Origin of the sequence: Thermogutta sp. (assembly GCF_039793925.1) — a bacterium.
GTDB lineage: Bacteria > Planctomycetota > Planctomycetia > Pirellulales > Thermoguttaceae > Thermogutta.
Window position 1 is genome coordinate 1 of record NZ_JBAMME010000120.1, and the last position, 1277, is coordinate 1277.

The 1277-nt window shown below is 56.2% G+C and carries 2 protein-coding genes; both read left to right on the top strand.

Translation table 11 applies throughout. The features are described from left to right. Positions 1–719 (top strand): tlde1 domain-containing protein (locus ABJK56_RS04325; RefSeq protein ID WP_347243434.1); only part of this gene is annotated, 719 nt, incomplete at its 5' end. 14 nt (positions 720–733) lie between these two features. Further along, positions 734–1210 carry a hypothetical protein gene (locus ABJK56_RS04330; RefSeq protein ID WP_347243435.1) on the top strand — a complete coding sequence of 159 codons (477 nt, stop codon included), beginning with the start codon at positions 734–736 and terminating at the stop codon, positions 1208–1210. Positions 1211–1277 lie beyond the last annotated feature (67 nt).

A 1277-nucleotide genomic window follows, 5' to 3' on the forward strand; every position in this document is an offset into this window, starting at 1 on the left:
TGGACCCCGGGAGGGACTACGACCCGAAATCGCCCCAAAGCTTCAACCTCTACGCGTACGTGCGCAACAACCCGGTAAGCGCGGTGGATCCTACGGGTTTGGCGACGCTTTTGGTGCGGCGCGGAGGTAGGTACCAGTTCGTTATGGATGCCAACGATGACGGCATCGCCGACGACGAACAACCGACGGAGAACCCGTCTCTGAATGCTGCCAACAAGGCTCTTGACCAGGGCAAGGTTGCCTTGCTGTTTGAGGGCGGAAGGCTCTATTTGGTCACAAAGGACGCACTTATGGTCTTCACCGCGAACTCCGGCAAAACTGTACCAACGGATCCGACCAAGCAAGCTGTCAAAAACGTTGGCCCGATACCGGAGGGTCTTTACTACACCGGCGAGATTCAAGAGTTATCGGACCTTTCGTTTTTCCAGCGAATCGTTGTGGAAGCGTCGAAGCTGCCAGCGTTAGCCGGAATTAAATTCGGCCCTTGGCCGGGCGGCACGGTGGCCTGGGGTTCAGCGCGTACACCTCTTACGCCAGCACCGACGACGAACACCTTCGGGCGCGGTGGTTTTTTCATTCATGGGGGATCCGGGTCGTTGAAATCAGCCGGCTGCATCGACCTCGGTTCCGGGGGTGACCGCTTTTTTGCGACGTTGCAGGTCATGCCCGGGGGGATGTCTGCCGTTCCCGTCGTCGTGGATTACCCAAGGTGGCCCTAGGAGAAAGGACAGCCATGGGTCGGAGAGTCCTCATCTTAGGGCTTCTATTTACCGTACCGTATCTCATAAATCAAGAGTGGCGTGGTGAGCTCGTATTCATGGAGACGCTATTTAACGTCCTTTTGTTATTCTGGACCCTAGTTCTTCTCCTTTATTTTTGGGAAAAGAGCGGCTGGCGTTTTTGGTGGAAGTTGGCTGCCACCTTCTTTGCTGGTGTTCCCTATACCCTGGTTGTCGGAGTGGCCTGCGGCTACATTCAGGCTTTGCAATGGCCGAATCCGAATGCTTCCCACGCTGAAGCGCTGGCCAAGGCCTGGGAGTGGGTTGAGTGGTTTTTTTCAGAGCCTGATAGTTTTGTAGGGATTTGTTTGGCTTTTCCTGTGTTTGTTGGGCTAGCCTACGGTATTGACTCCGGGATTGCCTGGGTCGTGAGGAAAATTCGGGGCCGGGGACGAAAAGGGGATCCTCGGGGCCAGGCCGGGTCACCATGAGGAGGTGACGAGAAGCCTTTCCTGGTATCCTACGGGGAGCATGAGGCGGGTGAGTGTTGGGGGGTAC

Excerpts from the sequence above, each read along its gene's own strand:
- ABJK56_RS04330 (WP_347243435.1), top strand. The coding sequence starts at position 734 with ATGGGTCGGAGAGTCCTCATCTTAGGGCTTCTATTTACCGTACCGTAT.